This is a genomic window from Nocardia sp. NPDC057227 (genome assembly GCF_042669725.1).
Classification (GTDB): domain Bacteria; phylum Actinomycetota; class Actinomycetes; order Mycobacteriales; family Mycobacteriaceae; genus Nocardia; species Nocardia asteroides_A.
Window position 1 is genome coordinate 103,748 of sequence record NZ_JBHUXA010000009.1, and the last position, 22,075, is coordinate 125,822.

Sequence of the window (22,075 nt, forward strand, 5' to 3'; positions counted from 1 at the left end):
CGGTGTGACTTCACCGACCACGCAGCCAGCCACCTCCGCCGCCGCCCCGACCGCGGGTGGTGACCGGCCGACGTTGCTGCTGCTGGACGGGCACTCGATCGCCTACCGCGCCTTCTTCGCACTGCCCGCGGAGAACTTCAAGACCGTCACCGGGCAGACCACGAACGCCGTCTACGGCTTCACCGCCATGCTGATCAACCTGCTCAGGGACGAGAAGCCGACGCACGTGGCCGCCGCCTTCGACGTCTCCCGCGCGACCTTCCGCACCGAGGCGTACCCGGCGTACAAGGCGAATCGCAGCGCCACCCCGGACGAGTTCCGCGGCCAGGTCGAGCTGACCAAGGACGTGCTCGCCGCGCTCGGCATCCCGGTGATGGCGATCGAGGGCTACGAGGCCGACGACGTGATCGCCACCATCACCACCCAGGCGCTGCGCGACGGCTTCCGGATCCTGGTCGTCACCGGCGACCGCGACGCCATCCAGCTGGTGAACGACGACGTCACCGTGCTGTACCCGCGCAAGGGCGTCTCCGACCTGACCCGCTTCACCCCCGAGGAGGTGCAGGCCAAGTACGGCCTCACCCCCGCCCAGTACCCGGACTACGCGGCGCTGCGCGGCGACCCGAGCGACAACCTGCCCGGCATCCCCGGCGTCGGTGAGAAGACCGCGGCCAAGTGGATCCGCGAGTACGGCGACCTGGCCGCGCTGGTCGACCGGGTGGACGAGGTCAAGGGCAAGGTCGGCGAGGCACTGCGCGCCAACCTGAGCAGCGTGGTGCTGAACCGGCAACTCACCGAGATGGTGAAGGACGTCCCGCTGCCGTACACCCCGGAGCAGCTGGCCAAGGCGCCGTGGGATCGGAACAAGATCCACCAGCTCTTCGACGACCTGGAGTTCCGGGTGCTGCGCGACCGGATCTTCGAGACGCTGGCCCCGCCGGAGCCGGAGGCGGAGTCCGGCTTCGAGATCAGCGGCGGCGCGCTGGAGGTCGGCGCGGTCGGCGAGTGGCTCACCACGCACGCGAAAGCCGGTGCGCGGCACGGCCTCTCGGTGGTCGGCAGCGGCAGCCCGGCCGCCGGTGACGTGCGCGCGCTCGCCATCGCCGCGGCGGACGGCGAGGGCGGCTACATCGACACGACGGTGCTCACCCCGGAGGACGAGGCCGCGCTCGGCGCCTGGCTGGCCGACCCGGCGGTGCCGAAGGCGCTGCACGAGGCGAAGGCCGCCATGCACGCGCTGCGCGGCCGCGGCTGGAGCCTCGGCGGCCTCGCCACCGACACCGCGCTCGCCGCCTACCTGGTGCGCCCGGGCCAGCGCAGCTTCAACCTGGACGATCTCTCGCTTCGCTACCTGCGCCGCGAGCTGCGTGCCGAGGTGGACGAGACCCCGCAGCTCTCGCTCCTCGACGAGGAGGACGCCGCCGACGTCGAGCTGGCCACCGCCGAGATGCTGCGCGCCCGCGCCGTCGCCGACCTGGCCGACGCGCTCGACGAGGAGCTGGCGAAGATCGAGTCGGTGCCGCTGCTCACCGAGATGGAGCTGCCGCTGCTCGGCGTGCTCGCCGGCCTGGAGGAGTCCGGCATCGCGGTCGACACCGACCAGCTCGGCACGCTGCAGCGCACCTTCGCGGACAAGGTGAACGACGCCGCCGAGGCGGCCTACGGCGTGATCGGCAAGCAGATCAACCTGGGCTCGCCCAAGCAGCTGCAGGTGGTGCTCTTCGACGAGCTGGACATGCCGAAGACCAAGCGCACCAAGACCGGCTACACCACCGACGCGGACGCGCTGGAATCGCTCTTCGAGAAGACCGAGCACCCCTTCCTGGAGCACCTGCTCGCGCACCGCGACGCCACCCGGCTCAAGGTGACGGTGGACGGGCTGCTCAAGGCGGTCGCCGACGACGGCCGCATCCACACCACCTTCAACCAGACCATCGCCGCCACCGGCCGGCTGTCGTCGACCGAGCCGAATCTGCAGAACATCCCGATCCGCACCGACACCGGCAGGCAGATCCGCGACACCTTCGTGGTCGGCGCCGGCTACGCCGAACTCATGACCGCCGACTACAGCCAGATCGAGATGCGGATCATGGCGCACCTCTCCGGCGACGAGGGGCTGATCGAGGCCTTCAACTCCGGCGAGGACCTGCACACCTTCGTGGCGTCGAAGGCCTTCGACATCCCGATCTCCGAGGTGCACCCGGAGATGCGGCGGCGGATCAAGGCCATGTCCTACGGCCTGGCCTACGGGCTCAGCGCCTTCGGCCTCTCCGCGCAGCTCAAGATCAGCACCGCCGAGGCGAAGGAGCAGATGGAGACCTACTTCGCCCGCTTCGGCCGGATCAGGGACTACCTGTACGAGGTGGTGGAGCAGGCCCGCAAGGTCGGCTACACGCAGACGCTCTTCGGCCGCCGCCGCTACCTGCCCGATCTGGACACCAGCAACCGGCAGCGCCGCGAGGCCGCCGAGCGGATGGCGCTGAACGCGCCGATCCAGGGCACCGCCGCCGACATCATCAAGGTCGCCATGATCAACGTGCACAATGCCGTCGCGGCCGCCGGGCTGCGCTCCCGGATGCTGCTGCAGATCCACGACGAGCTGGTCTTCGAGGTCGCCGACGGCGAGCGGGCCGAGCTGGAGCGGCTGGCCCGCGAGGAGATGTCGGCGGTGCTCGAGATGTCGGTGCCGCTGGACGTCTCGGTGGGCACCGGGCGCAGCTGGAACGCCGCCGCGCACTGACCCCCTTCGCCGCCTGCGAACCAAGTGTTGCGATCAGGGTGAGTCGTACGGGGGTCTTCGCTGGGGGGTAGCTCTACGGTAGGCGTGTCATATGAGCGTTCCCGCATACGAGTGCGAAGGATACTTCCGCATGACCGTCACCGATCAGCTGCTCGAGAACAACGCCGCCTACGCCGCGACCTTCACCGGTCCGCTGCCGCTGCCCCCCGCCAAGGGCGTGGCCGTGCTGGCCTGCATGGACGCCAGGATCAACGTCTACGGCGTGCTCGGCCTGAACGAGGGTGAGGCGCACGTCATCCGCAATGCGGGCGGCGTCGTCACCGCGGACGAGATCCGGTCGCTGGCGATCAGCCAGCGGCTGCTCGGCACCCGCGAGATCATCCTCATCCACCACACCGACTGTGGAATGCTGACCTTCACCGACGACGACTTCAAGAAGTCGATCCAGGACGAGGTCGGGATCAAGCCGGAGTGGTCCGCGGAGGCCTTCGGCGATCTGGACACCGACGTGCGGCAGTCCATCGCGCGGATCGAGGCCAGCCCGTACATCCCGCACAAGGAGGCCATCCGCGGCTTCGTCTTCGACGTCGCCACCGGCAAGCTGAACGAGGTCGTCTGACCCGTCGCCCGCGGCAACCGGCCCGCGCGAGCCCCCGGCTCGCGCGGGCCGCTCCGCGTCAGAACTCCAGCGCGCCCCGCGCGGGCCAGGCGCCGTCGGCGCGGTGCTGCTGCACCACCCGGACCCAGACCTGCCAGGCCGCCGTCCCGGCCGGCCGGTAGCGGTTGGTGTCCAGGTCCAGGGTCAGCTCGAAATCCTCGTCCGGCTCGGGGGAGCGGCCGGTGCAGCGCGCCGCGACCAGGTAGCGGGCGGAGCGGTCGTCACCGTTGCCCAGCTCGTACTCGACCCGCCAGCGCACCGGGTGGATGCGGACCCCGCGCGGCTCCCGGCCGCCCTCGCCCGCCGCGCTGTAATCGGCGGCCACCTCGTACTCGCCGAGCGCGGTGTACTCGTAGACCTCCCCGCTGGCCGAGTCGACCACGAAGCGCACCGGCGCCGCCTCCTCGGGCAGCGGCGTGCAGACCCAGCCGCGCTCGAAGGGCACCGAGCGGAACGTCAGCCCCGGCCCGAGGAGCTCCGTCAGATGGTGTTCGGCGCGCACTGTGTCGTCGGTCGGCTGGATCATGCTCGCTCTTCTCTTCCCCCGCGGCCTTGCCCGCGAAAGCGATTCGCGGACTTCTTCTTTCGGCACGACGCCGGCTACGCCGTCCGACACTGGGTTGGACGCGCGGTGTGAGCCGGCGGTTCCGCACTGTGACCGGGGCGACGTTCGCCCGGATGGCGCATGAGTTGCGAACTCCGGGCCGCTGGATCGGACCGTGCGGTCCTCATGCGCGCCGCGCACTGCCGCGCCGTGCCCGTGACCCGGCCCACAGCACCCGTCGTGAGCTGCGCGAACACTACTTGCCGGTATCGGTGAAACCGGGTGTTAACGCGGTTGCCATCCCCGGACGACATCCCTATTGTGAAAGCCGTGCCGTACCCCGCCCGCCACCGCGCCGCAGCGCTCGATATCGCAGACCGCGATCGCGCCGCGCGCATTCCGCTCACCGCGATGGTGGCGCGGCGACTTCTCGTAGTAGCTCGCCGTAGCGAGGTCTGATCCGGACCAGCCCCCTCGCTGCGGGCTTCCTCGAACGTTACTGCTGGTCACCCCTGTTTCATTCGGACACACTCTCCGGGAAGACCGAATCTGCCATGACCATGTTGACTCTCGACATCGATACGTTCCGGACCGCCGCCCCCGCTGCCCTGCGGGCCGAGTGCGCCGGTCTCACCGACTCCGACTTCCAAGCCCGCTACTGCGCTGAGCAGGGCCCGATCCGGCTCGGCGACTGGTCGCCCGCGGACAGCCGCAGCGCCTGCTTCACCGCGACCATCGAATTCGCCGACCGGCTGCGCAGCGTGGTCGCCACCGGCAGCCCGGTGGCGGCGCTGACCTCGGCGCTCTACAGCGAGGGGTACCCGGTCGAGCTGCTGCAGTTCCATCAGCGCACGACCGCCGCCGGGACCGCGACCTTCGTCCGCTGCGAGCTGAACGGCCGCAGGGGCTGGGGCGCCGCGCTCGCCGACGACGGCCTGGAATCCACCGTCCGCGCCATGATCGCGGGCGTGAACGGGCTCGGTGCCTGACCGGCACCTCCCGGACGAACCGAGGGCCGCTCACGGATCGTGAGCGGCCCTCGTCGTCGGTGCGCGCTACTCGGCGGGCTGCTGCTCCGCGAGCTGCTTGCGCACGTCGTCCATGTCCAGCGCCTTCACCTGGGAGACCAGGTCCTCCAGCGCGGCCGGGGGCAGCGCGCCGGGCTGTGCGAAGACCAGCACGCCCTCGCGGAAGGCCATGATCGTCGGGATCGAGCGGATGTTGGCGGCGGCGGCGAGGCTCTGCTCGGCCTCGGTGTCCACCTTGCCGTGCACCACGTCGGGGTGCTTGTCCGCGGACGCCTCGAAGGTGGGCGCGAAGCTCTTGCAGGGGCCGCACCACGAGGCCCAGAAATCGACGAGTACCACGTCGTTCCCGGTCACAACCTCGTCGAAGTTCTGCTGGGTCAGCGTCTGGGTGGCCATGTCGTCCTCTCGTTGCGTGTGCCTGCTGTAACGCGGGCCTGCCGTTCTATGTTCCACGAACAGTCCACTCGCGGCGCCGATCGCCGTCCCATCGGCGAATACCCGCGACCGTCGCCGGGGAATCACCGTCGGCCGCGATCAGCTCGATCGCCGCGCCGAGCCGCTCCGGCGGCAGCCGCCTGGCCAGCGTCACGTGCGGGGTCCAGGCATCCGGCTTCGCGGTGCCGGGAACGCCCGGCGCGGCGCCGATCGCGGCGTGCACCCGGCGGTGCAGCGCGAGCAGCGCGCGCGTCGGGATCACGAGCCGCACCAGGACGAGTCGTTCGATGCCGAAGACGATCGGGCTGCCGAGCGTGACCGGGAACGGCTCGAACTCCAGCTCGGACAGCGCGGCCTCGGCCCCGGGGGTCAGCTCGGCGGCGACCGCGGCGGTGATGTGCGGCCGGTTCGAGGCCCCGGTGTGCGCGGCCTGGCTCGGCAGCCCGGCGGCGGCGAGCGCCCGCCACTGCGCCCGCACCGCGGACTCGGCCGCCGCGTCCAGCAGCAGTTCGACGGACTGCACCATGATCGTCCGACGGTAACCGACCCCGCCGACCCGCGTGCCGGAACCGCGCGCCACGATGAGCGGGTGAGCGGAAGCACGGAGGGCGGGCTGCGGCTCGGCGTACTCGACGGCGACGGGATCGGGCCGGAGGTGGTCGCGGCCACCACGACGGTGGTCGACGCGGCGCTGGCCGCGGCGGGGGCGCCGCCGGTGGAGTGGGTGCCGCTGCCGTTCGGGCGCACCGCGCTGGACGAGTTCGGCGACGCGGTGCCGGAGCGGACGCTGCGCGAGCTGGAGCGGCTGGACGCCTGGATCCTCGGCCCGCACGACAATGCCTCCTACCCCGGCGGGCACGCCGACCCGCCGAGCGGCCGGATTCGCAGGCACTTCCGGCTCTTCGCCAATATCCGCCCGGCCAGGGCGTTTCCCGGCGTGCGCGCGGCGGCGCCCGATATCGACCTGGTGATCGTGCGGGAGAACACCGAGGGCTTCTACGCCGACCGGAACATGGCGATCGGGTCGGGGGAGTTCGCCCCGACCCCGGATGTCGCGCTCTCCGTCGGGCTGATCACCAGGGCGGGCAGCACCGCCATCGCGCACGAGGCGTTCCGGCTGGCGAGGGCGCGGCGCGGGCACCTCACCATCGTGCACAAGGCCAATGTGCTGCCGCTGACCATGGGGCTGTTCCGGTCGGTCTGCTACGAGATCGCCGCGGAGTACCCGGAGGTCGCGGTGAGCGACGAGCACGTCGACGCCGCCGCCGCGCACCTGGTGCGCGCCCCCGCCGACTACGACGTGCTGGTGACCGAGAACCTGTTCGGCGACATCCTCTCCGATCTCGCCGGTGAGCTGAGCGGATCGCTCGGCATCGCGCCGTCGGTGAACTGCTCGGCGCGCAAGGCCATGGCGCAGGCGGTGCACGGCGCCGCGCCGGACATCGCGGGCCGCGGCATCGCGAATCCGGTTGCGCTGCAGGGCAGTGCTGCGCTGTTGCTGCGGCGGCTCGGTGAGCGCGGCGCCGATCCACGGGTGCTGACGGCGGCCGGTGCGCTGGAGGCCGCGCTCGGTGCCGTGCTGGCCGCGGGGGTGGCCACCCCCGACCTCGGCGGCACCGCTACCACCAGCGAATTCACCGGGGCCGTCGAGCGCGCGCTCGGCACGCCGTAATGCCACCGGCGGGAACCGTCCGGCATTAATGTTCGGTTACTGTGCCCACACGGACGGTGCCGGTCGCCTAGATTTGCCGGACGGGCGGTGCCGCCCGGGTTGTGCGATTCCGACGTGCGTGGAGGTCTGCTGTGGCTGTTCGATCGGTGCTCGGCAGGGGCGCCCTGCGGGTGATGTGCGTCATCGCCGGGGGCGCGCTGGTCCTGACCGGGTGTACCAGCAATACCGAGGACGCGGGCTCCGGGAACGAGGCGGAGAAGGTGCAGGTCGACAAGGTCGACGCCATCGCCGCGCAGCTGCCGGACAAGCAGAAGCAGGCGGGCAAGCTGGTGATCGGGGTGAACGTCCCCTACCAGCCGAACGAGTACAAGGACGCCTCCGGCAAGATCGTCGGCTTCGACGTCGACCTGATGAACGCGGTGACGGCCGTGCTCGGGGTGCAGGCCGAGTACGTGGAGTCCGCGTTCGAGAAGATCATCCCGGCCATCCAGGCGGGCACCTACGACGTCGGCATGTCCTCGATCACCGACTCCAAGGAGCGCGAGGAGCAGGTCGACTTCACCACCTACTTCAACGCGGGCATCCAGTGGGCGCAGCAGGCGGGTAAGCCGGTCGACCCGGAGAACGCCTGCGGCAAGCGGGTCGCGGTGCAGGCCACCACCGTCGAGCACACCGACGAGGTGCCGGCCAAGAGCGCGGCCTGCGTGGCAGCGGGCAAGCCCGCCATCGACATCCAGGCCTTCGACGAGCAGAGCCAGGCCACCAACGCACTGGTGCTCGGGCAGGTCGACGCCATGTCCGCCGACTCGCCGGTGACCGCCTACGCGATCAAGCAGGGCGGCGGCAAGATCGAATCCGCCGGGTCGGTCTTCGACTCCGCGCCGTACGGCTGGGCCGTGCCGAAGGGCTCGCCGCTGGCGGCCGCGCTGCAGAAGGCGGTGCAGCACCTGATCGACAGCGGGCAGTACAAGACGATCACCGACAACTGGGGTGTGCAGGACGGCGCCATCACCACCTCGGTGATCAACGGCGCGACGAACTGAGATGACGGTCGACACCACCGAGCCGGCGAGCGCCGAGCCGGAGCCGATCAAGGCGGTTCCGCTGCGCAGGCCGGGCCGCTGGCTCGCGGCCGCGCTGATCCTGGCGCTGGTCGGGCTCTTCCTCTACGGCGCCGCCACCAACGAGGCCTACCGGTGGGACACCTACTGGGCCTACCTGCGCGACGAGCGCATCGTCGCGGGCGCGGTGGTGACCCTCGAGCTCACCGTGCTGGCCATGGTGATCGCGGTACTGCTCGGCACGGTCCTCGCGGTCATGCGGCTCTCGCCGAACCCGGTGCTGCGCGCGAGCGCCTGGGTGTACCTGTGGATCTTCCGCGGCACCCCGGTCTTCGTGCAGCTGGTGTTCTGGGGGCTCTTCCCCTCGCTGTACCGGCAGATCCAGCTCGGGGTGCCGTTCGGGCCGAGCTTCTTCGAACTGGACGTGCAGGGGCTGCAGGCCGCGTTCACCTTCGCGGTGATCGGGCTCGGGCTGAACGAGGCCGCGTACATGGCCGAGATCGTGCGCGCCGGGATCAACTCGGTGGGCGAGGGGCAGCGCGAGGCGTCGGTGGCGCTCGGCATGTCCTGGAGCCAGACCATGCGCCGCACGGTGCTGCCGCAGGCCATGCGGGTGATCATCCCGCCCACCGGCAACGAGCTGATCGGCATGCTCAAGACCACGTCGCTGGTGACCGCGATCCCGCTCAGCACCGACCTCTACGGCCGGGCCCGCGACATCTACGGCGTGAACTTCCAGCCGATCCCGCTGCTCCTGGTCACCGCGACCTGGTACCTGGCCATCACCAGCGTGCTCATGGTCGGGCAGTACTACCTGGAGCGGTACTACTCGCGCGGGGCCTCCCGCCAGCTCACCGCCAAGCAGCTGCGGGAGCTGGCCGAGGCGCAGAAGGTGGTGGAGCCGCGGTGACCGAACCGATGATCCGGGCGGACCGGGTGTGCAAGAGCTTCGGTGCGCTCCGGGTGCTGCGCGGGATCTCGCTGGAGGTGTCGCACGGCGAGGTGCTCTGCCTGATCGGGCCGTCCGGCTCCGGCAAGTCCACCTTCCTGCGCTGCATCAACCACCTGGAGGTGGTGAACGCGGGCAGGCTCTACGTGGACGGCGAGCTGGTCGGCTACCGGGAGAAGAACGGCAAGCTCTACGAGCTGCACCCGCGGGTCGCGGCCAGGCAGCGGCGCGAGATCGGCATGGTGTTCCAGCACTTCAACCTGTTCCCGCACCGCACCGCGCTGGAGAACCTGATCGAGGCGCCGACCCAGGTGAAGGGGATTCGCAAGGCGGACGCGGTGACGCGGGCCAAGGAGCTGCTGGACCGGGTCGGCATGGTGGAGAAGGCGAACGCCTACCCCGCGCAGCTCTCCGGCGGGCAGCAGCAGCGGGTCGCCATCGCCAGGGCGCTGGCCATGGATCCCAAGCTCATGCTCTTCGACGAGCCCACCTCAGCGCTCGACCCGGAGCTGGTCGGCGAGGTGCTCACCGTCATGCGCGAGCTGGCCGCCTCCGGGATGACCATGGTGGTGGTGACGCACGAGATGGGGTTCGCCCGCGAGGTCGCCGACCAGCTGGTGTTCATGGACGGCGGGGTCGTGGTGGAGTCGGGGAAGCCGAAGGAGGTGCTCGCGGCGCCGAAACAGGAGCGCACGCAGGCATTCCTGTCCCGGCTGCTGTAGGGCCGTCGGCGGCGCTGCCCGGCGTTCGCGCGCCCGGTGGCGGAGCGTGTTGTCGCGGATCGGCGCGCAGCACCGGTCAGCAGGGGCCGGGTGGGGAGTCAGGCCGGAGCGAAGGCCGAGCGGAGTGCGGTGACCAGGGCCGTGGCGGCGGGGCCGCGGGATTGCTCGGCGTTCCAGGCCAGGGCGAGGCGGCCGCGGATCTCGGGGACGAGCGGGATGGCGCGGACGCCGAATGCTTCCGCCTCCTCGGGTCCGAGCCCGGGAACGATGGCGATCCCGAACCCGCGCGCCGCGAGCCGGAGCAGCAGCGGGGGAGCCGCCGCCTCGAACGCCACCTCGGCGCGGAACCCCGCCGCCGCGCACGCCGTCTCCAGCTCGGCCCTGACCCCGGTGCCGGTCGGCAGGCAGATCAGCGGCCGGTCGCGCAGCGCGCGCACCCGCAGCGTCGGCCCGTACCCCTCGGCATCGGCGGCGACCGCCGCGACCACCGGGGTGTCCAGGATGATCTGCAACCCGAGCCGGGGGTCGGGCGGGTCGCTGGTGAGCGAGACCAGTGCCGCGTCCAGCTCCCCGCGCAGCACCGCCGCCAGCATCTCGGCGGAGATGTCCTCGGTGAGGCCGATCGAGATCCCCGGGTGCGCGGCGTGGAACCCGGCGAGCGCACCGGCGACGTCGAACTCGTCCGCGGTGGCGCCGGAGATGAGCCCGATCCGCACCTGCCCGCGCAGCAGCCCGGTGAACTCGTCCGCCACCTGCCCGGCCCGCTCCGCCGCGGCAAGCGCCGCCCTGGCGTGCGGCAGCACCGCCGCCCCCGCCTCGGTGAGCGTGACCCGCCTGCCGCCCCGGTGCAGCAGCGGCAGCCCGAGCTCCTTCTCCAGCTGCGCGATCTGCGCGCTGAGCCCCGGCTGGGTGATGTGCAGCCGCTCGGCGGCCCGGGTGAAGCCGCCCGCCTCGGCGATCGCGACGAAGTAGCGCAGGTGCCGCAGTTCCATAACCGACACTTATCCGATCCATCAGAACTATCTGTTTCACTTCTAGCCTACCGCGCGCAAGGGTGGGGCCATGGACAGTTTCCAGACCGCTTACGCCCACAACCCCGACCTGACCGTCGAACCGCGCAGCGCCGACGAGGTCGCCGCCGCCGTCCGGCACGCCGCCGAGCGGGACCTGCCGATCGGTGTGCAGGCCACCGGCCACGGCCTCTCCGTTCCGCTGGACGGCGGCGTCCTGATCAGCACCGCCCGGCTGGACGGCCTGCGGATCGACCCGGAGACCCGGATCGCCCGGGTCGAGGCGGGCGTCCGCGCCGGCGCGCTGCTCGAGGCCGCCGCCGAGCACGGCCTCGCCCCGCTCTCCGGCTCCTCGCCATCGGTGAGCGTCGTCGGCTACCTGCTCGGCAGCGGCCTCGGGCTGCTCGCCAGGACCTACGGCTACGCCGCCGACCGGGTGCGCGCGCTGGAGCTGGTCACCGCCGACGGCGAGCGGCACCGGCTGGAGCCGGGCGACGCGCTGTTCGGCGCGGTATTCGGCACCGTCGGCAACTTCGGCGTGGTCACCGCCGTCGAGCTGGAGCTGCTCCCGGTGGCCGAGATCTACGGCGGCCAGCTCGTCTTCGATGCCGAACTCACCGAGCCGCTGCTCGACGCCTGGCGCGCCTGGGCCGCGACCGCGCCGGATACCGTGACCACCTCCGCCGGGCTGCTCACCTACCCCGACCTCGAACAGCTGCCGCCGTTCCTGCGCGGCCGCTCGGTGGTGAGCCTGCGGATCGCCGTCGACGGCAGCGCGGCCGAGGGGGAGCGGCTGGTCGCGCCGCTGCGCGCGGTCGGCGAGCCGATCACCGACGACCTGCGGATCATGCCGTACGCGGAGTCGGGCAGCATCCATCGCGAGCCGCCGGAGCCGCACGGCTACGCCGCCACCAATGCCCTCCTCGCCCACTTCGACGCCGCCGCTCAGCGCGCATTGCTCGCCGCCACCGGCCCGGAGACCGTGGTCGACATCAGGCAACTCGGTGGCGCGCTGCGCGAGCCGGGCAGGTCCGGCGCGGCCATCGACTTCCGGGAGGCGGAGTTCCTGGTCCGGGTGGTCACGGCAGCCGACGGCCCCGGCTCGGTCCCCGCGCTCGACGCGGTGCGCACCGCCCTGGAGCCGGTGACCCTCGGCCACCAGCTCGGCTTCCTCTACGGCGCGGGCGATATCGCCGACGAGGCGCAGACCAGGGCCGCTTTCACCCCGGAGACCTACCGCGGGCTGGCCGCGCTCAAGGCCGAGTACGACCCCGCCGCCCGCTTCCGCGCCACCCGCGCCATCGTGCCCGCGCACTGAACCGTCCTCCCTGCTATCGTGGTGATATCACTTTGATACTGGGAGGATGTCATGAAGTTTCGACCCGCATGGCACGTCAACGGGTTCGCGGTCCTGGTGGCGTGGTTCGTGCTCACACTCGGGTTCGGCGCGGCGGCGGTCTACGGCTTCGTGGTCGCGAGCCGCGACGGCAGCGCCCCGGCGCTGGTCGCGGCCATCGCCGCGGTCGTCCTGGCGGTCGTGGTGCTGATCCTGGCCAGCGGCCTGATCGTGGTGAACCCGAACGAGGCCAAGATCGTCCAGTTCTTCGGCCGGTACATCGGCTCGGTCAGCGAGCCCGGGTTCTTCGCGGTGCTCCCGCTCACCGACCGCAAGAGCATCTCGCTGCGGGTGCGCAACTTCGAGACGCAGAAGTTGAAGGTCAACGACGCCGACGGCAGCCCGGTCGAGATCGCCGCGGTCGTGGTCTACCGGGTGGTGGACAGCTTCAAGGCGGCCTTCGCGGTGGACGACTACGAGGAGTACGTGGCGACCCAGTCCGAGGCGGCGGTCCGGCACCTGGCCACCACGCACCCGTACGACGCGCACGAGGCGGGCACCAGCCTGCGGGACGGCGCCGAGGTCGCCCAGGAGCTGACCGTCGAGCTGGGCGAGCGCACCGAACTGGCGGGCATCGAGGTGCTGGAGGCCAGGATCACCCACCTCGCCTACGCGCCGGAGATCGCCCAGGCGATGCTGGTGCGGCAGCAGGCCGCGCAGATCGTCGCGGCGCGCACCCGGATCGTGGAGGGCGCGGTCGGCATGGTCGGGCTCGCGCTGGACCGGCTCAGCGAGCAGGGCGTGGTCGAGCTGGACGAGGAGCGCCGCGCCGCGATGGTCTCCAACCTGCTGGTGGTGCTCTGCGGCGACCGGGCGACGCAGCCCGTGGTCAACGCGGGCTCGCTCTACAACTGAGCGGGGCCCGGATGGCCGAACGCAAGAAACTCCTGCTCCGCCTCGACCCGGCGGTGTACGACGCGATCGCCAGGTGGGCCGCCGACGACCTGCGCAGTGTGAACTCCCAGATCGAATTCGCGCTCCGGCTCGCGCTCGACCAGGCGGGCCGGAATCCGAAAAGCGGTCGGGTCGGACGGGATTCGGCCACCGCGGACGACTCGGAGTCCTGACGGGTCGCGGTAGTGGAGCGCGTGCCATCGGCACCCGCTCCGCTACCGTGTCCGCGTGCCGCTCTCCTTCGACCTCACCGGAATGCAGGCGCTGGACGACAGCACCTGGGGGGATCCGGTCACCCGCGACGTGGTCGCCGTGCACTACTTCGACATCGCGCCGGAGCTGCCCGCCGGGCTGGACGACGCCGAGACGCTGCGGCGCAGGCTCGCCGAGCACCACGCCGCCTCCGGCTGCCTGATCGAGGCGCTCGTCATCTGGGTGGACTCGCTGCCCGCGCTGCTCCGGGTGGAGAAGGTGCCGATGCCCTTCGCGCCGGGCAAGTTGGCCTATTCCGCCTCGATCCTGGTGCCGCGGGCGCGGTGCAGCGCCGTGCTGCAGATCATCTGCCCCGAGGTGGGGGATCCGATCGCCCGCGAGGTGGTGGTCACCCAGCAGGCCGAGACCAGGAACCGCAGGCGCGGGCACCCGTACGCGCCGGGGCTGCAGGGCAGGCTCCCCTTCACCTCCGCGGACGACGTGCGCTGGGACGAGAGCTTCCCCGACCACCCGCTCAGCCGGGCCAGGCGCTGGGTGGTGCGGACCGTGCCGACGGTCGAGGTCGACCCGGAGTTCGCCGCGCTGGAGCCGTACCCGGGTTGAGCCCTCAGGGCTTGCGGGTCACAAAGATGGCGGTGCCGGGGAAGATCTCGCCGCGCAGCGGGCTCCACTGCCCCCACTCCCGATCCAGCCACTCCGGCCAGTCCGGCTCGACGATGTCGTCCAGCAGCAGCCCGGCCCCGACGATCTCGCGCACCCGGTCGCCGACCGTGCGGTGGTGCTCCACGTAGACCGGGGTGCCGTCGGCGCCGGTCTCGACGTACGGGCTGCGGTCGAAGTAGGACTGCTGTGCGACCAGCCCCGCCGGGCCGGGATCGTCCGGGAAGATCCAGCGCATCGGGTGGTTCACCGCGAACACCCAGCGCCCGCCCGGCCGCAGCACCCTGGCCACCTCGCGCATGACCGCCGCCGAGTCGGCCACGAAGGGCACCGCGCCGAAGGCCGAGCAGGCCAGGTCGAAGCTGGAGTCCGGGAACGGCAGTGCCTCGGCGTCGGCCTGCACCAGCGGCACCACCGGCCCGCCGCGCGCCATCACCGCGACGCCGCGGCGCAGCATGCCCGCCGAGATGTCCAGCCCGACCGGGCGCGCGCCGTTGCTCGCCAGCCAGCGCGCGCAGGGCGCCGAGCCGCAGCCGATCTCCAGCACGTCCCGCCCGGCGACCGGGCCGAGCAGGTGCCAGTCGCCCTCGTGCAGCCCCTCCGGGCACCAGACGAACTCACCGCCGGGGGTGTCGACGCCGAGGAAGTTCGCGTGCTCGCGGTGGTAGTCGGCGGCATCGGCGTCCCACCAGCGCCGATTGGCCGTGCTGCTGGCGGCCGAGCCGGCCGGGACACGGGCGACGGCGGTCACCCCGAGGTCGGCCTCTGCGGTCGCGTGGCGGTGGTCGGACACCCGGGTGAGCCTAGTCTTGCTGCGGATTTCGGCGCTTCCGGCCCGGTTTGCCCGGGCGTGATCGGGTGCCGTAGGCTGATTCGCGAGTGACGACTGTACTGGCGTACCGATCACCGGGGTTCTCGAATGCGGGGTTTCCGGGGTGAGCCGGTCATAGCACAGGGTATCGGGCCGGGTACACTCGGCGCGCCTCCCGAAACACTCCGCGCTCGGAATATCCGGCGGCCACGCCGGGTTTCGTCAGGCGATGCGTGCGGTACGTTCATTGTGTCCGTCGTCGCATCGTCGCGGTGATTTCGCAGCGTACCGAAAGTTCCAATGTCCGCAACCGACCACAATCCGTCCGGAGCACACCGACACATGCCCACCACCGTCACCTCGCCGCAGGTAGCCGTCAACGACATCGGCTCCGCCGAGGACTTCCTCGCCGCCATCGACGCCACGATCAAGTACTTCAACGACGGCGACATCGTCGAAGGAACCATCGTCAAGGTCGATCGCGACGAGGTCCTGCTCGACATCGGTTACAAGACCGAAGGCGTCATTCCTTCCCGTGAGCTCTCCATCAAACACGATGTCGACCCGAACGAGGTCGTTTCCGTTGGCGATGAGGTGGAAGCCCTGGTCCTCACCAAGGAGGACAAGGAAGGCCGCCTGATCCTGTCGAAGAAGCGGGCGCAGTACGAGCGTGCGTGGGGCACCATCGAGGAGCTCAAGGAGAAGGACGAGGCCGTCAAGGGCACCGTCATCGAGGTCGTCAAGGGCGGCCTGATCCTCGATATCGGGCTCCGTGGCTTCCTCCCGGCCTCGCTGGTCGAGATGCGCCGGGTCCGCGATCTGCAGCCGTACGTCGGCAAGGAGATCGAGGCCAAGATCATCGAGCTGGACAAGAACCGCAACAACGTGGTGCTGTCCCGCCGCGCCTGGCTGGAGCAGACCCAGTCCGAGGTGCGCAGCGAGTTCCTGCACCAGCTGCAGAAGGGCCAGGTCCGCAAGGGTGTGGTCTCCTCCATCGTCAACTTCGGCGCGTTCGTCGATCTCGGCGGTGTCGACGGCCTGGTGCACGTCTCCGAGCTGTCCTGGAAGCACATCGACCACCCGTCCGAGGTCGTCGAGGTCGGCAACGAGGTCACCGTCGAGGTGCTCGACGTCGATCTGGATCGCGAGCGCGTCTCGCTGTCGCTGAAGGCGACCCAGGAGGATCCGTGGCGGCAGTTCGCCCGGACCCACGCGATCGGCCAGATCGTGCCGGGCAAGGTCACCAAGCTGGTTCCCTTCGGCGCCTTCGTCCGGGTCGAGGAGGGCATCGAGGGCCTGGTGCACATCTCCGAGCTGGCCGAGCGCCACGTCGAGGTGCCGGACCAGGTCGTGGCGGTCGGCGACGACGCCATGGTCAAGGTCATCGACATCGACCTGGAGCGGCGCCGGATCTCGCTGTCGCTGAAGCAGGCGAACGAGGACTACAACTCCGAGTTCGACCCGTCGAAGTACGGCATGGCCGACAGCTACGACGAGCAGGGCAACTACATCTTCCCCGAGGGCTTCGACTCCGAGACCAACGAATGGCTCGACGGTTTCGAGAAGCAGCGCGAGGAGTGGGAGGGCCGCTACGCCGAGGCGGAGCGTCGCCACAAGATGCACACCGCGCAGATCGAGAAGATGGCGGCCGACGCTGCGGCCGAGGCCGCGAACGGTGGCGGCTCGTCGAACTACTCGTCGGAGTCCGGCGGCGGTTCGCAGTCCTCGTCCAGCTCCGCGCCGGAGTCGTCGGGTGGCTCGCTCGCCAGCGACGCGCAGCTCGCCGCGCTGCGCGAGAAGCTGTCGGGCAACGCCTGATCCGCTCAGCAGTACACCGAAGGCCCCGATCCGCGCGGATCGGGGCCTTCGGGCTTTCCGGGGTCAGCCCGCGGCGCGGGCCGCGATGATCGCGGCCAGCTCGGCGGGGCGCTCCTCGGGAATCCAGTGCGCGGCGTCCAGGGTCTCGGCGCGGAACGGGCCGGTCGCGTAGCGCGCGGTCAGCTCCGCGCAGCGGCGCGACATGAACACGTCACGGCTGCCGCGCACGTGCGTGGTCGGCACCGCGACCGGGCGCCGCGCCTGCCGCGGGTCAACGATCGGCATGGCCCGGTACCACTGCAGCCCGTAGTGCAGCGCGCCGCCGTCGACCACCTCGCGCAGCAGCCGGTCCCACTGCTCGCCGTCCAGGCCGGAGAGCCTGGTCGCGTAGTGCCGCAGCCGCGGCGCCGCGGCCGCCCGGAACGCGCGGGCCAGCACGAACTCCGGCAGCACCGGCAGCTGGAACAGCAGCATGTACCCGGTGCGCAGCGCCTGCGTGCTGCTCCCGAGCGAGCGCAGGAACGCCATCGGGTGTGGCGCCGAGACCGAGGTGAGGGTGCGCACCAGATCCGGGCGAGCGGCCGCGGCCGACCAGGCCACGATCGAACCCCAGTCGTGACCGACCAGGTGTACCGGACCGCACCCGAGCGTCTCGATCAGGGCGGCGGTGTCGCCGACCAGCGCGCGCACCCGGTAGGCGTACCGGCCGCGCGGCCGCGCCCCCGGCGCGTAACCGCGCTGGTCGGGGGCGATCGTGCGATACCCGCGCTCGTGCAGGAAGGGGGCGAGCCGGTCCCACTGCCGCGCGTTCTGCGGGAAGCCGTGCAGCAGGACGACCGGGGTGCCGTCCGCGGGCCCGGAGTCCGTCACGTCGAAGACGAGCCCGTCGTTGGTGTACGAGGTCAGCCGGGTCATGCCGCGACGGTAACCGGGGGCGGGCGGTGCCGGCCGATTCCCGCGGTGGCATTTCGGGACACCGGGACGACAAAGGCCCGGCCGCGGGGGCCGGGCCACAGCTCGCGCGAGTTCAGTTGGCGGTGGCCGGAATCCAGCGGGCGACCGCGAACAGCGGGCGTCTGCGCGCCGACACGAAGCTGTGCCGCGACGGGCTGAGCAGCGCGGTCAGCCACGGCCTGCGGAATTCGGCGATCGCCGCCGCCACGGCGGGGTAGCGGACACAGTGCACTCCCCCCGGCATACCGAGGCGGTGGCGACCCGCTCGGTTGAGTTCGGTGCGCAATGAACGTCCTTTGCCTCGATGCGGGAGCGGCCGGAATTCGCCAGGCCGAACAGTATCGGAAATCTTCCGATCGGCCCAGTACTTCATCCTGGAAAACGCCGTCGCGTGTCGGAAAGTTATCGTCGCCGAACCGGGTCGCACGGAAATTGTTGCGAAATGATCTCGGCATCGTCACGGATCGGGCAGCGGCCGGAATTCAGGTGAATTCGGTGTGCCCGATGGGTACCAAGACTGATCGGCACCTCGTGCGAGACTGTCTCCCATGTTGCGGATCGGCCTCACCGGAGGCATGGGAGCGGGCAAGTCGACGGTGGCGCGGATCCTGACCGAGCTCGGCGGCGTCCTCATCGACTCCGACGCCATCGCCCGCGAGGTGGTCGCCCCCGGCACCGAGGGACTGGCCGCCCTGGTCGAGCGGTTCGGCGAGGGCATCCTGGCCGCCGACGGCAGCCTGGACCGCCCCGCGCTGGCCGGCATCGCCTTCGCGAGCGACGAATCCCGGACCGCGCTGAACGGCATCGTGCACCCGCTGGTCGGCAAGCGCACCGCGGAGCTCTTCGCCGCCGCGCCCGCCGACGCCGTCGTGGTGCAGGACGTGCCGCTGCTGGTGGAGAACAACATCGCGCCCATGACGAACCTGGTGCTCGTCGTGCACGCCCCCGCCGAGCTGCGGCTCCGCCGGCTGGTCGAGTTCCGCGGCGTGGACGAGGCCGACGCGCGGGCGCGGATCGCCAGCCAGGCCACCGACGAGCAGCGCCGCGCCGCCGCCGACGTCTGGCTGGACAACAGCGGCGAGCCGGAGGCACTCGAGCCGGTGGTGCGCGCGCTCTGGTCCGAGCGGCTGCTGCCCTTCGAGCGCAACCTGCGCACGGGCACCGCGGCCAAACCGGAGACCGTCCGGCTGGCCGAGCCGGACCCGGAGTGGCCCGCCCAGGCGCAGCGGCTGATCGCCCGGTTCCGGCTGGCCTGCGGCGGCGCGGCGACAGCCATCGAGCACACCGGCTCCACCTCGGTGCCGGACTTCCCGGCCAAGGACGTGCTCGACATCCAGATCACGGTGCCGAGCCTCGAGGTCGCGGACGGGCTGCGCGACGGGCTCACCGCCGCCGGGTTCCCGGTCGCCGAGCACCGCTTCGACAACCCCAAGCCCGCCGACGACGACCCGGCCCGCTGGGAGAAGCGGCTGCACAACAGCGCCGACCCGGGCCGCCCGGCCAATATCCACCTGCGGGTGGCCGATTCGCCCGGCGCCCGCTTCGTCATCGCCTTCCGGGACGCGCTGCGCGCCGATCCCGAACTGCGCGCCGAGTACCTGGCGGTCAAGCGTAAAGCCGAGGCCGAGGCGGAGGGGCTGACCGGCCGCGCGGCGATGGACGCCTACCTGGCCGTGAAGGAGCCCTGGTTCGACGAGGTGTACGCGCGGCTCAGCGCCAGCTGAGCGGCATGCCGAGCGAACCGGCCCAGGCGTCAACCGAGTAGCCGTGCGCGGCCAGCCCCTCGATGGCGTAGGTCGCGTTCAGCACGGCGGCCTCGGCGGCGGCGGCGTCGATCAGCCCGGCCTCCAGCGCGGCGAGCAGCTCGTCGGTGTCGAGCAGCTCGGCCTCCCTGCCGTTCTGCACCGCGATGTCGAGATAGTGGTCGAGCGCGCGCCAGCGCAGCGGGCCGACCGGGCGGAACACCCCGATGTCCAGGTAGACGTCCTGGTCGCGGAGCTCGCCCGCCCGGAAGTGGAAGATCGTCGCGCGCACGCCGAGGTCGGGGAGCAGCCAGGACTCCATGTGCTCGAACCGGGGGTGGTCGGCGGTGCGCGACATGTACAGCCCCCACGGCTCCTCCCGGTACACCTCCACCGGCCGCACGAACCCCTTGTTGTCGGTGTTGGTGCGCGCCGCCAGATCGAAGTGCTCGACCTTGGGCCGATGCACCGATACCCCCTGCGCGTCTGTCATGCCCGGAAATGTACCGGGCTCCGGTCACCGCGCCGGAGTGTGTCGGTGGCTCCGCCTACCCTGGTGAGCATGGCATTCGCAACCGAGATCCCCGAGGGGACGCCGCTGGCCCACTCGGAGTTCCGTCCGGTGGGCGAGATCGAGCGTGCCGAGGGCGAGTTCCGGGTCGTCAGCGACCACGTACCCGCTGGTGACCAGCCCGCCGCGATCGCCGAGCTGGAGCGCAGGGTGCGCGCGGGGGAGCGCGATGTCGTGCTGCTCGGCGCCACCGGCACCGGCAAGTCGGCGACGACGGCGTGGCTGATCGAGAAGCTGCAGCGGCCGACGCTGGTGATGGCCCCGAACAAGACGCTCGCCGCCCAGCTGGCGAACGAGCTGCGGGAGATGTTCCCGCACAACGCCGTCGAGTACTTCGTCTCGTACTACGACTACTACCAGCCCGAGGCGTACATCGCGCAGACCGACACCTACATCGAGAAGGACAGCTCGATCAACGACGACGTGGAGCGGCTGCGCCACTCGGCGACCTCGAGCCTGCTCTCCCGGCGCGACGTGATCGTGGTCGCCTCGGTCTCCTGCATCTACGGCCTCGGCACCCCGCAGTCCTACCTGGACCGCTCGGTGCAGCTGGAGATCGGCGGCCAGGTCGACCGGGACGCGCTGCTCCGGCTGCTGGTCGACGTGCAGTACACCCGCAACGACATGTCCTTCACCCGCGGCTCGTTCCGGGTGCGCGGCGACACCGTGGAGATCATCCCGTCCTACGAGGAGCTCGCGATCCGCATCGAGTTCTTCGGTGACGAGATCGAGGCGCTGTACTACCTGCACCCGCTCACCGGCGACGTGGTGCGCAAGGTCGACACCGTGCGCATCTTCCCGGCCACGCACTATGTCGCGGGGCCGGAGCGGATGGAGCGCGCGGTCGGCGACATCGAGGCCGAGCTGGAGGGGCGGCTGGCCGAGCTGGAGCGGCAGGGCAAGCTGCTGGAGGCGCAGCGGCTGCGCATGCGCACCCAGTACGACCTGGAGATGATCCGCCAGGTCGGCTTCTGCTCCGGCATCGAGAACTACTCGCGGCACATCGACGGCAGGCCGGCGGGCTCGGCCCCGGCCACCCTGATCGACTACTTCCCGGAGGACTTCCTCCTGGTGATCGACGAATCGCACGTCACCGTGCCGCAGATCGGCGGCATGTACGAGGGCGACATGTCGCGCAAGCGGAACCTGGTGGAGTTCGGCTTCCGGCTGCCGTCCGCGGTGGACAACCGCCCGCTCACCTGGGAGGAGTTCGCCGAGCGGATCGGCCAGGCGGTGTACCTCTCGGCCACGCCGGGCCCGTACGAGCTGGGGCAGACCGGCGGCGAGGTGGTCGAGCAGGTCATCCGCCCGACCGGGCTGGTCGATCCCGAGGTGGTGGTCAAGCCGACCAAGGGCCAGATCGACGACCTGGTGCACGAGATCCGGCTGCGCACCGAGAAGGACGAGCGGGTGCTGGTCACCACGCTGACCAAGAAGATGTCGGAGGATCTCACCGACTACCTGCTCGGCCTCGGGATCCGGGTGCGCTACCTGCACTCGGAGATCGACACGCTGCGCCGGGTCGAGCTGCTGCGCCAGCTCCGGCTCGGCGAGTACGACGTGCTGGTCGGCATCAACCTGCTGCGCGAGGGGCTCGATCTGCCCGAGGTCTCCCTGGTGGCGATCCTGGACGCCGACAAGGAGGGCTTCCTGCGCAGCAGCACCAGCCTGATCCAGACCATCGGCCGCGCCGCCCGCAACGTCTCCGGGCAGGTGCACATGTACGCGGACAAGGTCACCGACTCCATGCGGCACGCCATCGAGGAGACCGATCGGCGCCGGGCCAAGCAGGTGGCCTACAACACCGAGAAGGGCATCGACCCGATGCCGCTGCGCAAGAAGATCGCCGACATCCTGGATCAGGTGTACCAGGAGGCCGAGGACACGGTGCAGGTCGGCGGCTCCGGCCGCAATGCCAGCCGCGGCAGGCGGGCCCAGGGCGAGCCGGGCCGCGCGGTGAGCGCGGGGGTGTACGAGGGCCGCGACACCTCGTCCATGCCGCGCGCCGAGCTCGCCGACCTGGTCGCCGAGCTCACCGCGCAGATGATGAACGCCGCCCGCGAGCTGCAGTTCGAGCTCGCGGGGCGGCTCAGGGACGAGATCTCCGACCTGAAGAAGGAGCTGCGCGGCATGGACGCGGCAGGGCTCTCGTGAGCGGACCCGCTCCCGCGCCCCGGTCCCGTGCGCTCCCGCGAGC

At 71.1% G+C, this 22,075-nt stretch carries 22 protein-coding genes; 14 read left to right on the forward strand and 8 right to left on the reverse strand.

Translation table 11 applies throughout. The annotated features are described in order from the left end of the window. The first annotated feature begins 4 nt into the window (after window positions 1-4). Complete coding sequence (polA, locus tag ACFUJ1_RS15160) at window positions 5-2,740, forward strand: DNA polymerase I (protein WP_378645877.1); 2,736 nt, start codon at window positions 5-7, stop codon at window positions 2,738-2,740. A gap of 130 nt (window positions 2,741-2,870) precedes the next feature. Next, window positions 2,871-3,359 carry a beta-class carbonic anhydrase gene (locus ACFUJ1_RS15165; RefSeq protein WP_378645878.1) on the forward strand — a complete coding sequence of 163 codons (489 nt, stop codon included), beginning with the start codon at window positions 2,871-2,873 and terminating at the stop codon, window positions 3,357-3,359. A gap of 58 nt (window positions 3,360-3,417) precedes the next feature. Here the strand turns inward: ACFUJ1_RS15165 and ACFUJ1_RS15170 are convergent, their stop codons facing one another. Next, window positions 3,418-3,924 carry a hypothetical protein gene (locus ACFUJ1_RS15170; RefSeq protein WP_378645879.1) on the reverse strand — a complete coding sequence of 169 codons (507 nt, stop codon included), beginning with the start codon at window positions 3,922-3,924 and terminating at the stop codon, window positions 3,418-3,420. Between the two features lie 572 nt (window positions 3,925-4,496). On the opposite strand from ACFUJ1_RS15170, the gene ACFUJ1_RS15175 reads away from it, so the two are divergent. Beyond that, window positions 4,497-4,931 carry a 2-keto-3-deoxygluconate kinase gene (locus ACFUJ1_RS15175; RefSeq protein WP_378645880.1) on the forward strand — a complete coding sequence of 145 codons (435 nt, stop codon included), beginning with the start codon at window positions 4,497-4,499 and terminating at the stop codon, window positions 4,929-4,931. Window positions 4,932-4,997: 66 nt separating this feature from the next. Here ACFUJ1_RS15175 and trxA read toward each other — a convergent pair whose 3' ends face one another. Continuing rightward, complete coding sequence (trxA, locus tag ACFUJ1_RS15180) at window positions 4,998-5,366, reverse strand: thioredoxin (protein ID WP_233016870.1); 369 nt, start codon at window positions 5,364-5,366, stop codon at window positions 4,998-5,000. Window positions 5,367-5,412: 46 nt separating this feature from the next. Next, window positions 5,413-5,931, reverse strand: a complete 519-nt coding sequence (locus ACFUJ1_RS15185) for a 2'-5' RNA ligase family protein (protein WP_378645881.1) — start codon at window positions 5,929-5,931, stop codon at window positions 5,413-5,415. A gap of 63 nt (window positions 5,932-5,994) precedes the next feature. On the opposite strand from ACFUJ1_RS15185, the gene ACFUJ1_RS15190 reads away from it, so the two are divergent. The 4 genes from ACFUJ1_RS15190 to ACFUJ1_RS15205 all read left to right on the forward strand — a co-directional run bounded on the left by ACFUJ1_RS15190 (window position 5,995) and on the right by ACFUJ1_RS15205 (window position 9,809). Continuing rightward, a complete protein-coding gene (locus ACFUJ1_RS15190) occupies window positions 5,995-7,077 on the forward strand; it encodes an isocitrate/isopropylmalate dehydrogenase family protein (protein WP_378645882.1) in 1,083 nt (360 codons plus the stop codon). 173 nt (window positions 7,078-7,250) lie between these two features. After that, window positions 7,251-8,120, forward strand: a complete 870-nt coding sequence (locus ACFUJ1_RS15195; RefSeq protein ID WP_378646101.1) for an ABC transporter substrate-binding protein — start codon at window positions 7,251-7,253, stop codon at window positions 8,118-8,120. Window position 8,121: 1 nt separating this feature from the next. Then, window positions 8,122-9,048, forward strand: coding sequence for an amino acid ABC transporter permease (locus ACFUJ1_RS15200; protein WP_378645883.1), 927 nt, complete (start codon window positions 8,122-8,124; stop codon window positions 9,046-9,048). A gap of 8 nt (window positions 9,049-9,056) precedes the next feature. Next, window positions 9,057-9,809: an amino acid ABC transporter ATP-binding protein gene (locus tag ACFUJ1_RS15205; RefSeq protein WP_378646103.1), complete on the forward strand. Its 753-nt coding sequence runs from the start codon at window positions 9,057-9,059 to the stop codon at window positions 9,807-9,809. Window positions 9,810-9,907: 98 nt separating this feature from the next. On the opposite strand, the gene ACFUJ1_RS15210 is transcribed toward ACFUJ1_RS15205, so the two are convergent. After that, complete coding sequence (locus tag ACFUJ1_RS15210) at window positions 9,908-10,801, reverse strand: LysR family transcriptional regulator (protein WP_378646105.1); 894 nt, start codon at window positions 10,799-10,801, stop codon at window positions 9,908-9,910. Between the two features lie 70 nt (window positions 10,802-10,871). On the opposite strand from ACFUJ1_RS15210, the gene ACFUJ1_RS15215 reads away from it, so the two are divergent. The 4 genes from ACFUJ1_RS15215 to ACFUJ1_RS15230 are packed head-to-tail and all read left to right on the forward strand — an operon-like array spanning window position 10,872 to window position 13,925. Beyond that, window positions 10,872-12,137: an FAD-binding oxidoreductase gene (locus tag ACFUJ1_RS15215; protein ID WP_378645884.1), complete on the forward strand. Its 1,266-nt coding sequence runs from the start codon at window positions 10,872-10,874 to the stop codon at window positions 12,135-12,137. A gap of 51 nt (window positions 12,138-12,188) precedes the next feature. Continuing rightward, entirely contained in the window at window positions 12,189-13,070 is an 882-nt protein-coding gene (locus tag ACFUJ1_RS15220; protein ID WP_378645886.1) for an SPFH domain-containing protein, read from the forward strand. Window positions 13,071-13,081: 11 nt separating this feature from the next. Continuing rightward, window positions 13,082-13,282, forward strand: a complete 201-nt coding sequence (locus ACFUJ1_RS15225) for a hypothetical protein (RefSeq protein WP_378645887.1) — start codon at window positions 13,082-13,084, stop codon at window positions 13,280-13,282. A 55-nt stretch (window positions 13,283-13,337) separates the two neighbouring features. Then, entirely contained in the window at window positions 13,338-13,925 is a 588-nt protein-coding gene (locus ACFUJ1_RS15230; RefSeq protein ID WP_378645889.1) for a hypothetical protein, read from the forward strand. Between the two features lie 4 nt (window positions 13,926-13,929). On the opposite strand, the gene ACFUJ1_RS15235 is transcribed toward ACFUJ1_RS15230, so the two are convergent. After that, window positions 13,930-14,775 carry a class I SAM-dependent methyltransferase gene (locus ACFUJ1_RS15235; RefSeq protein ID WP_378645890.1) on the reverse strand — a complete coding sequence of 282 codons (846 nt, stop codon included), beginning with the start codon at window positions 14,773-14,775 and terminating at the stop codon, window positions 13,930-13,932. Window positions 14,776-15,135: 360 nt separating this feature from the next. On the opposite strand from ACFUJ1_RS15235, the gene rpsA reads away from it, so the two are divergent. Next, on the forward strand, window positions 15,136-16,611 hold the full coding sequence (gene rpsA, locus ACFUJ1_RS15240) for a 30S ribosomal protein S1 (RefSeq protein WP_378645892.1): 1,476 nt from the start codon (window positions 15,136-15,138) through the stop codon (window positions 16,609-16,611). 63 nt (window positions 16,612-16,674) lie between these two features. Here the strand turns inward: rpsA and ACFUJ1_RS15245 are convergent, their stop codons facing one another. After that, complete coding sequence (locus ACFUJ1_RS15245; protein ID WP_378645893.1) at window positions 16,675-17,526, reverse strand: alpha/beta fold hydrolase; 852 nt, start codon at window positions 17,524-17,526, stop codon at window positions 16,675-16,677. Between the two features lie 112 nt (window positions 17,527-17,638). Continuing rightward, window positions 17,639-17,797, reverse strand: coding sequence for a hypothetical protein (locus tag ACFUJ1_RS15250; protein ID WP_378645895.1), 159 nt, complete (start codon window positions 17,795-17,797; stop codon window positions 17,639-17,641). A gap of 316 nt (window positions 17,798-18,113) precedes the next feature. Between ACFUJ1_RS15250 and coaE the strand changes: the two genes are divergently transcribed. Then, complete coding sequence (coaE, locus tag ACFUJ1_RS15255) at window positions 18,114-19,289, forward strand: dephospho-CoA kinase (RefSeq protein ID WP_378645896.1); 1,176 nt, start codon at window positions 18,114-18,116, stop codon at window positions 19,287-19,289. On the opposite strand, the gene ACFUJ1_RS15260 is transcribed toward coaE, so the two are convergent. After that, entirely contained in the window at window positions 19,276-19,800 is a 525-nt protein-coding gene (locus tag ACFUJ1_RS15260; protein ID WP_378645898.1) for a DUF402 domain-containing protein, read from the reverse strand. The two genes, coaE and ACFUJ1_RS15260, sit on opposite strands and share 14 nt — an antisense overlap. 69 nt (window positions 19,801-19,869) lie before the next feature. Between ACFUJ1_RS15260 and uvrB the strand changes: the two genes are divergently transcribed. Beyond that, window positions 19,870-22,032 carry an excinuclease ABC subunit UvrB gene (gene uvrB, locus ACFUJ1_RS15265; protein ID WP_378645900.1) on the forward strand — a complete coding sequence of 721 codons (2,163 nt, stop codon included), beginning with the start codon at window positions 19,870-19,872 and terminating at the stop codon, window positions 22,030-22,032. Window positions 22,033-22,075: the final 43 nt, after the last annotated feature.

Bases quoted from the DNA above. Each gene is read 5' to 3' on its own strand.
- uvrB (WP_378645900.1), top strand. From the start codon at position 19,870: ATGGCATTCGCAACCGAGATCCCCGAGGGGACGCCGCTGGCCCACTCG.
- ACFUJ1_RS15175 (WP_378645880.1), top strand. From the start codon at position 4,497: ATGACCATGTTGACTCTCGACATCGATACGTTCCGGACCGCCGCCCCC.
- coaE (WP_378645896.1), top strand. From the start codon at position 18,114: ATGTTGCGGATCGGCCTCACCGGAGGCATGGGAGCGGGCAAGTCGACG.
- ACFUJ1_RS15165 (WP_378645878.1), top strand. From the start codon at position 2,871: ATGACCGTCACCGATCAGCTGCTCGAGAACAACGCCGCCTACGCCGCG.
- rpsA (WP_378645892.1), top strand. From the start codon at position 15,136: ATGCCCACCACCGTCACCTCGCCGCAGGTAGCCGTCAACGACATCGGC.
- ACFUJ1_RS15210 (WP_378646105.1), bottom strand. From the start codon at position 10,801: ATGGAACTGCGGCACCTGCGCTACTTCGTCGCGATCGCCGAGGCGGGC.
- ACFUJ1_RS15205 (WP_378646103.1), top strand. From the start codon at position 9,057: ATGATCCGGGCGGACCGGGTGTGCAAGAGCTTCGGTGCGCTCCGGGTG.
- ACFUJ1_RS15185 (WP_378645881.1), bottom strand. From the start codon at position 5,931: ATGGTGCAGTCCGTCGAACTGCTGCTGGACGCGGCGGCCGAGTCCGCG.
- ACFUJ1_RS15215 (WP_378645884.1), top strand. From the start codon at position 10,872: ATGGACAGTTTCCAGACCGCTTACGCCCACAACCCCGACCTGACCGTC.
- ACFUJ1_RS15220 (WP_378645886.1), top strand. From the start codon at position 12,189: ATGAAGTTTCGACCCGCATGGCACGTCAACGGGTTCGCGGTCCTGGTG.
- ACFUJ1_RS15260 (WP_378645898.1), bottom strand. From the start codon at position 19,800: ATGACAGACGCGCAGGGGGTATCGGTGCATCGGCCCAAGGTCGAGCAC.
- trxA (WP_233016870.1), bottom strand. From the start codon at position 5,366: ATGGCCACCCAGACGCTGACCCAGCAGAACTTCGACGAGGTTGTGACC.
- ACFUJ1_RS15195 (WP_378646101.1), top strand. From the start codon at position 7,251: ATGTGCGTCATCGCCGGGGGCGCGCTGGTCCTGACCGGGTGTACCAGC.
- ACFUJ1_RS15170 (WP_378645879.1), bottom strand. From the start codon at position 3,924: ATGATCCAGCCGACCGACGACACAGTGCGCGCCGAACACCATCTGACG.
- ACFUJ1_RS15200 (WP_378645883.1), top strand. From the start codon at position 8,122: ATGACGGTCGACACCACCGAGCCGGCGAGCGCCGAGCCGGAGCCGATC.
- ACFUJ1_RS15245 (WP_378645893.1), bottom strand. From the start codon at position 17,526: ATGACCCGGCTGACCTCGTACACCAACGACGGGCTCGTCTTCGACGTG.
- ACFUJ1_RS15225 (WP_378645887.1), top strand. From the start codon at position 13,082: ATGGCCGAACGCAAGAAACTCCTGCTCCGCCTCGACCCGGCGGTGTAC.